7 protein-coding genes and 1 pseudogene are annotated in these 7,610 nt (G+C 41.0%); 3 read left to right on the plus strand and 5 right to left on the minus strand.

The window, feature by feature from the left end; translation table 11 throughout:
- The first annotated feature begins 551 nt into the window (after positions 1 to 551).
- The 3 genes and pseudogenes from FKQ60_RS16745 to FKQ60_RS16755 all read left to right on the plus strand — a co-directional run bounded on the left by FKQ60_RS16745 (position 552) and on the right by FKQ60_RS16755 (position 2,584).
- Positions 552 to 1,271, plus strand: a complete 720-nt coding sequence (locus FKQ60_RS16745) for a metallophosphoesterase (RefSeq protein ID WP_249374200.1) — start codon at positions 552 to 554, stop codon at positions 1,269 to 1,271.
- A pseudogene (locus tag FKQ60_RS16750) lies at positions 1,183 to 1,775 on the plus strand (IS3 family transposase); the annotation flags it as partial. The gene FKQ60_RS16745 and the pseudogene FKQ60_RS16750, both read left to right, overlap by 89 nt.
- A 509-nt stretch (positions 1,776 to 2,284) precedes the next feature.
- On the plus strand, positions 2,285 to 2,584 hold the full coding sequence (locus tag FKQ60_RS16755; protein ID WP_170905491.1) for a hypothetical protein: 300 nt from the start codon (positions 2,285 to 2,287) through the stop codon (positions 2,582 to 2,584).
- A 259-nt stretch (positions 2,585 to 2,843) separates the two neighbouring features.
- On the opposite strand, the gene FKQ60_RS16760 is transcribed toward FKQ60_RS16755, so the two are convergent.
- From FKQ60_RS16760 to FKQ60_RS16780, 5 genes are all read right to left on the minus strand, one after another.
- Entirely contained in the window at positions 2,844 to 3,011 is a 168-nt protein-coding gene (locus FKQ60_RS16760; protein WP_170905492.1) for a hypothetical protein, read from the minus strand.
- Positions 3,012 to 3,582: 571 nt separating this feature from the next.
- Positions 3,583 to 4,677, minus strand: a complete 1,095-nt coding sequence (locus FKQ60_RS16765; RefSeq protein WP_170905493.1) for a hypothetical protein — start codon at positions 4,675 to 4,677, stop codon at positions 3,583 to 3,585.
- A 623-nt stretch (positions 4,678 to 5,300) separates the two neighbouring features.
- Positions 5,301 to 6,275, minus strand: coding sequence for a hypothetical protein (locus FKQ60_RS16770; RefSeq protein ID WP_170905494.1), 975 nt, complete (start codon positions 6,273 to 6,275; stop codon positions 5,301 to 5,303).
- A 299-nt stretch (positions 6,276 to 6,574) separates the two neighbouring features.
- The gene (locus FKQ60_RS16775) at positions 6,575 to 6,739 is read right to left on the minus strand and encodes a hypothetical protein (protein ID WP_170905495.1); all 165 of its coding nucleotides are present in this window, start codon (positions 6,737 to 6,739) and stop codon (positions 6,575 to 6,577) included.
- Between the two features lie 56 nt (positions 6,740 to 6,795).
- A complete protein-coding gene (locus FKQ60_RS16780) occupies positions 6,796 to 7,350 on the minus strand; it encodes a hypothetical protein (protein ID WP_170905496.1) in 555 nt (184 codons plus the stop codon).
- Positions 7,351 to 7,610 lie beyond the last annotated feature (260 nt).

Raw genomic sequence — 7,610 nt, forward strand, 5'->3', positions numbered from 1 at the left:
TGGAAGTTCTGCGGCATTCTGGCTACGCAATAACGAGGAAAGACTTGCTCGTAGCTGCAACCATACTTGCTCAAAATCTATTCAGGTACGGTTGCGCTTTGGGGAAATTATGAGGGGATCCCTCAGCATCAAGCGTTCATTTTATTCTTTTGTTCATTTTTTATAAACAAACCGAAAAAATGAACGCCACCTAATGATATTCCTAGCTTTTGTTTCTAAAGACTCAAACTCTGAAAACGGCTAATGCGTAGTTAAAGTTTCATAAACAAACTTACATCCAAATTATGAGCAGGAAAGGTATCATTAGAGGTGACAACTCCTCCTAATCGATCACCGATGGAATTCCTATTTTTTGTGCTCTGGAACAAATACACGCATACCAGAAATCAATTTCATCTCAAAAAATGCAAATAATGAGATGAAATTAATTTGAAGCGTGATGATTGACTATTTTTCATCCTCGACGCGTATAGGAATAGCTAAACTCTTAATTAGTAGGGGGTATACTGTTACGCAAAGGACACATTTACAAACTCAGCCAGGTGGATACATTGAAATTTTACGCGGTATCTGATTTGCACTTAGATTTACACGGCATACATCGAAGCTTCTGGCATAATTTCGATAATGACGCGGTTTTGATTATTGCTGGTGACACGGCAAATGCGCTAAATGGAATTGCGTATATAAAAAATGTTCTTTGTTCTTACTTTAGAGCCGTTGTCTTCGTTGCGGGAAATCACGAATGGTACAGCAGTAAAAGTAAATCTTACCGTTCTGGCTATCTGCGCAAACAAGATTCAATAAGATCCACAGACAGTAGATACTCCCCAATAGAAAAGCTTAAGGTGCATAGTGACACAACTAAGAATTTGTTTTTTCTGGATAATGAGCCAATTAATTTAGATGGGTGTAGCATTTATGGAGGAACACTTTGGTTTCCTATCCACACATACTCTTCTGCACTGATTGATGCCTACTCAGAACTGATGAATGATACAAAGTACGTCAGCCATCAAATGATTGAAGAACAGCACAAAGCATTCATTAACAACTTTCCAGAGAAAGTTGATATAGCAATATCTCACCACCTTCCATCTAAAGAAGCTTTTGCTTTCGAGCAAAATGCCAGCAGCGATTATGCTCCGTATTATCATGCAGGGTTGAGTAATGAGTTGATCTCAAGAGCTAGGTGTTGGGGCTATTTACCCCAAGCCCAAAACGACGCTGGCGAACAAAGCACACAAGTTTTATCCCTATCTATTACGTGATACCGAAGTCCCTTACCCAAATCAAGCTTGGGCGATTGATATTACATGTATCCTAATGGCGGAGGGGTTTCTGTACCCGGTTGCGATTATCGACCGGTATAGTCGCAAAGTTCTGGCTTGGCGCTTCTCGAACACCATGGATACAAGTTTTTACATTTAGGCTCTCGCAGAAACGCTTCAACACTACGGGCCGCCCGATATCTTTAACTCCGATCAAGGTAGCCAGTTTACCAGCACAGAGTTCAGAGAGAAGTTAATTGTGAGCATAACGTACGTATAAACATGGATGAGAAAGGCCGTTGGGTTGACAATGTTTTCATTGAACGATTATGGCGAAACCTGAAATATGAGGAGGTTTACTTAAACGCTTATACCACGCCCCGAGAAGTCGGGCTTGAAATCGGTAACTACATGGTGCTTTATAATGAAGAGCGTAATCATCAAGGACTGAATAGCCTCACTTCTGATGAGGCCTACTTCGGTAGGCAGAGATATGCAGCATGAGCAGGGTCAACCACTTAAGAAATTAGCTTATGTGTCCAACCATCGGGGTCCACTTCTTAGTGAGTATAGCCTCGTCGGCTTCGTTATTTAAGACCAGATCTTTCCACAGTTCTATTTCATCTTGCAGCACTTTTTCTGTAACGTTCGGAGCGGATTGGTACTTTCTAATGTAAAGGTAACTTTCAATTCGAGGAAACAGAAAATACATGGAGTAGCTAAATCTAATGAGTCTAAAGCGAACTTAATTTAGGTGGTAGTGAAAGGCGCACCACCCGGCGATTAAGAGTGCGTCAGGAAGTATTGATATTTGCGTTTGTTGTTAACGTTGTTGTGGCAAGGCTGGGGCTCTGAAGTAGCTTTTTTCTTTCAGTAAATCGGATGTGACGCTTTCGTAGAGCACTGAAATATTATCCGATAACGCTCGCTCCCTAGCCTTGCATTAAAAAAAGCCATGATATTCTTTTTTAATGTTGGGGATCCAGCTCAACATGCGAACTCTTAGGTGAAATATGCGCAAATTAAATGTACCAAAAATAGTTTTTATTTTATCCACTTCTTCAACAATGCTGCTTTATAATTACTTATTGCTGCCTTGGTTATATCGCTCGCTCGACCTTGGTCAGCCTATGTTGTTATTTGTTATTACGGCTATCTTCTGCATGATGGCGACGCCTCTCATTAATGGCTTTGTTATGGCTTGGGTATCCTATACCTTCTTTGGTTATGCCCTTTGGCAGTCGAGCATATTTGTTTTGTTGCAAGTAGCTATCGTTGTCTATACGTTAAGAGAGCCGGATGCGTTAAAGTGACGATTGCTTGTAATACAGGCAAGTTCGCTCCACAACTGACTTATAGCCTTTTAATACGCAGTGCTTTTTATCGTTCTTCTGAAAATCTGGTAAAGAGTTAACGCCAATAGGCCGTTGACTCTGCATCAGCGCTATCATTGGTAAGTATACCTTTCTTATCTCGCTGTAACCCCCCGTCTTCTCGTTGTAATATTTCACCACTGCTTGAAGGTGCGTTCTCATGTTAGTGATTTTGTATGCAGACGGTAAGTTATCCAGTTTATCCATGTTTTTTTTCGGCTTGCCAAGGAGGGGTTGCCGCATCAAACCGTCTCAACATCGATTTAGCCTCTTCTGTGGAGAGTTTTTTGATACTTTTTTGTTGCTCGCACCAAGAGAAGTCAATATGAGTGATCGTCGCTGGTAATAGAGGAATTTTTCGATGCACGGTCTGGTACAGCGTATCTGGAAACAATCGTTTTGATAGCTGGACCCATTTTCGATATTCAGTGTCTTTCTCTGCCGAAAAATTAATAATGACGGATCTTAAGTGATTAATCTCGCTTGTTAGCACTTGAGCTTGGTGGTACTCAGCTTCGTTAGCTTCCAGTTAAAAATTATCCTCTTAATCGTACTTATGAAATAGGTATTCATTAAGTCTAGTAGGGTCTGAACCTAGAAGAATTACACCGATAACGACAATAAACACTACATCTCATTTCTATCTATTTATCATTAAGTTATAAACTTATCATGTGGTGTGTTCAGGCTGAACATTGACAACTTTCAACTGTAAAAAATAATTTTTGGAAATTAGCCCTTGTTTTTTATAGGGTAGTTGGTGTTGCTAGCAATAGAACAGAAGCTCTGAAACCCAAAGTAAGTCTTTATCGGAATGGATTCATTACGTCTATTCCTGTAAGAATTTTTGCTCATGTAGCAAAAACATCACCACCGCTTTGGTTGTAGTTCTGGTCAAACAATAGTTCCCGAAAGAGATAGATAAGGATTATGTATCCTTACTTTTCAAGAATATAATCACGAAAATCGTGATTCTCAATTTCTAACTTCCCACGTTCTGGGCTGTAAATGAGCTCAAGTGACTTCAATCGTGTGACTGCATTTTTCACCGACCATTTTGTAACGTCTGTTTCTGGGTCGCCAGTGAAAACCTTCACTTTATCTAGTCCTGCCTGAGTATAAAGACCTTTTGACTCATTCGCAGCAACAAGCTTCAGGATCGCCACTTCGATAGGTTTCCGTTGTTCGTATATTTTTGAAAAGTGGTTCTCTGACTCAATACGATCAACGTCATAACGATGGACACCAACATCTAAGTCATGAACCATGTTCAGGGCCATATTTTTTAACATTTCAACAAACCGAGCAGGAGCGCGATTTTGTTTGATTAAGATTTTTAGCGCTTTGCGTTTATCGAGTTCGACACCACCAGTGACATTTTTGAATGCAGCCAACTCGAATTCAACGAAATCCATATCCAGCTCTTCAAAGATCTGAGTTTGGCTGGAGTTGTAGAATGGGGCTTTATTGTCTTTGAATAAACGACTTAACCCCTCTCTACTAGAGCCTGTGAAGATGCACTTGACGTTGTTATCCTCTCTGTTGACTACAAAACTGCGTAGAGCTGCCGTAAATGAGTCAAATTCTTTACGAGTAGCTAGATGTTGAACTTCGTCAAGTAACAGCAAAACCGGCATATCCAGCTCGTTTAAGCGTCGAAATACAGCGAACAAGTCAGCTCTCAATTCTCCCTGAGAACGCTCAACTTCGACTTTGCTACCAGCTGCACTTAAACCTAACTTTTTGAAGTTGAGAGCTTTGCCAAGCTTATGTAGAAATACTTCATTCCTTTCACAAGCATCAATAACGGATTTAATGAAGATACCTTCTGGGTCGTCTTTTTGCATCCAAAAATCCACATAGATAGGTAATACACTAAGTTCACGAGCCATAGGAATGATGTCTTTCTGGATAAATTGAGTTTTACCTCGCTTGCGTGGAGCGAAGATTGAAACACGTTGAAGAAGACCTTTGTCCATCCCGTTAAGAATGAAGGTAGCAAGCTGTGTACGAGGATAATGCCAGATATCCATTTTCATACCTTTTTGGTAGATTGTGCCACTAACTTTACCACAATTTATACTTGTGGTAGATTTTTTACACAACTTACCACAAATATAATTTCTATCCCTTTTGCCTATCCAAAGAAAAATGTGACAACAAGAATACCCCTAGCCCTTTTTTTGATAGGTGATTTATGATCAAGTTTAATTTCATTGATAACGGAAAAGTAAATGTGCATGGCGTTATCTTTGTTGGTTTAATGGCGGGTTCCGCCCTGTACTTCAATTCGCTTTTGCTGCCATGGATTCACGGCTCAATGGATGTGAGTCCTTTCCTTTTATACCCACTGATGGTTTACGCTTGCTTGTTCATGACAACGCCATTAATTAGTGGATTTTTCATGACTTGGTTTTCTTATAACCATTTGGACTACGGGCTTTTACACGCGAGTGTATTTACCTTAGTTCACTTCGGCATTTGCATTTACGCATCGGATAACCCCGATACAGTGCGGTGCTCCGTCATAAAAGACCTGAAAGGTTCAGGTCGGTGATATTTTGCAGTATAGACAAGTTCATTCGACTATAGGTTTATACCCCTTTAAAAAAACCAGAGGGTAATTCCTCTGGCTTAGTTGTGGGCGTGATAAGTTTTAATTATTGCTGGCGTCGAAATCCACGCACCGCCAACATGAACACAATAAAGATAAGAAACTCATTGAGCCACCACCACTGCTGCCGTTGTTACTTGGTTTTGAGGTATTGTTATCAACGCTCCCCTCGCCACCTCCGTGATCATCTTCTGGAATAATGTCGATGTTAATATCAAGTCCGATTGTGGTTGTTGTATTTCGGTTGTCACCAAAATTCAGCACAGCGTTGCTTTCACCGTCAATCTGAACCCTCATTTCACAAAACTGTGACGGCTTCAATGTCTCGTTCTCACAGCCTGTTAAGGTGACATACTGATTTTCCCCCTGCAAAAAAGGATTAATGAGCTGAGTCTCATTGGTCAGGTTTTGAATCGTAAACGTCGTGGATACGGGCGCTTTGCCTATCTCGGACAGCAAGATTGGAAAGTCAGTGCTCGGTGCGTCTTTTTCATCCATCTTTACATCAAAGGCGTAGTTCATCATTGCTGGTGCTGCCAGTTTATCAATCCGCTTAATCAATAGCGGAATGTAGTGGCCGACGAGAGTGAACATAGTAAATTCAGGGATTACTTTCGTTTGAGTGCTTTTTGCAAAGGCAATTACTTGGTTGCTATTGAGCATCAACGGGGTTCCTGAGTCGCCCGATAACGGCAAGGACGCTTTTCTTGTTGGGAAAAGAGGAAAAAAGTCCGTGAGCCCGTAATCGCAATTGTGAGTGTTATCAGTGCAACTTGCTACGGGACTGGGCAACCCACCTATCCATTGTTTAGCAAAATTGGGCGCGTAAGTGTTTCTATTTACCCATCCTCCTTCACCACCAAATTCTTCTGTTCCTCCAGTGTATCGCCAGATTAACTCGGTTTTTTGCATGGTGGTGGCAGGTTGTGAGTTTTGCATTCTTCCCCACCCTTTAAAGGTGAAGCGCTGTTCATCTGACACACGAAAGGTTTGTTCAATCGGATCGAATGCCGCCACTATCGCAGCGTGTGTCACTTGAGAAATAGGCTTTTCTAGCTTGATTAAGCCAATATCTTGGTGGCGATTAGTCTTGGGCCAGCTTTTTTCTGTACTTCTTGATAAAATTGAAGGACGAACTGAAGAAGGTGTCTATTAAAGATCTTAAACTCTCTTTGGGACATGCTCGTGCCCGAGATAGGTGGGAGAGAGGTTGGTAACCAACCTCAACCGATTAGAAAGTGTATATTAAACATCTGTTCTGTGCCTTTCACGCATAAAAAAGCACCGCAATTGCGATGCTTAATATTTGAATTCTTCTATGCTTTGGCTGGCCCGGCAAGGCATCCATAAACAGATTTAGGGGCCTTTACCTTTAAAGCTTTAGCAAATGATGACCTACTTTTAGAAGCGTGAGCCTGCATACGCTTGATAGCTTTGTCTACGTCCACATCATTTGTTTTGTTTGTTGCTACAGTCAACATGATAGCCCCCTTAGTTGCTATAATTATAACCGATTATAATCCAGTTGGAAAGCTGCTCAGTCTTCATCTGTCACAACGCGCTTGAACAATGCGTTGTTCCTTGGATCAAAAGGATCACGTTCATCAAAGCCTAATTCACGATAGTAGTTTAGCAAATCTTCGTCATCTATTGGATCTTGAATCCCAATCCAATCGGCTTCAATAGCAACAGCAAACAACTCTGCACAATGTGAAGCTATGGGAACAATGAACCCTTTTAAGGGGTTCTCAGCTTGACCGCCTTGAATATAGTTGATTTTAACAACCAACTTCCCATCACTCGCTTTACCGATCATAAGGCCACAAAGTTCTTCATCATGCCATACAGCAAGCTCTAATCTAGCCATATGATCTCTGCGATATTGATTTCGTACTTGTCGCCAATCCCATCCTATTTGGCGATTTACTGGCATTTCCCACTCATCTTGAGAACGGAGAGCATCTTCATTGATTTCAGTTAAATCAATATGGCCAATAAAGTCTGGCTCGAATTGTTCAAAATCACTTTGAGTCTGTGCTAATACAGCAAGTCTAATCTGTTGATACTCATTAGAAATAGCTTGGTTGTTCATTCTTATATGTCTACTTGCCTTGAATGATGGAAGATGTTACCACGCTTTTGGTGTTCAGGCATATGACGATAGTTAGACGACCAATTACCTTTTAATGATCACACAATGCCGCCTTTCATTTATCACTTCAATTGTAAGCGCTTAGTTCTCGACATTATTCCCATTTAAACCCAAGCCCCGATAATGACAACAGTCATTACCTATGGAGGCTTTTATGTTATTTCTACAGCAAACTTGGCAGCATCATGTTAACGTTTGGC

It is taken from the genome of Vibrio sp. A11 (assembly GCF_013048705.1).
Classification (GTDB): domain Bacteria; phylum Pseudomonadota; class Gammaproteobacteria; order Enterobacterales; family Vibrionaceae; genus Vibrio; species Vibrio metschnikovii.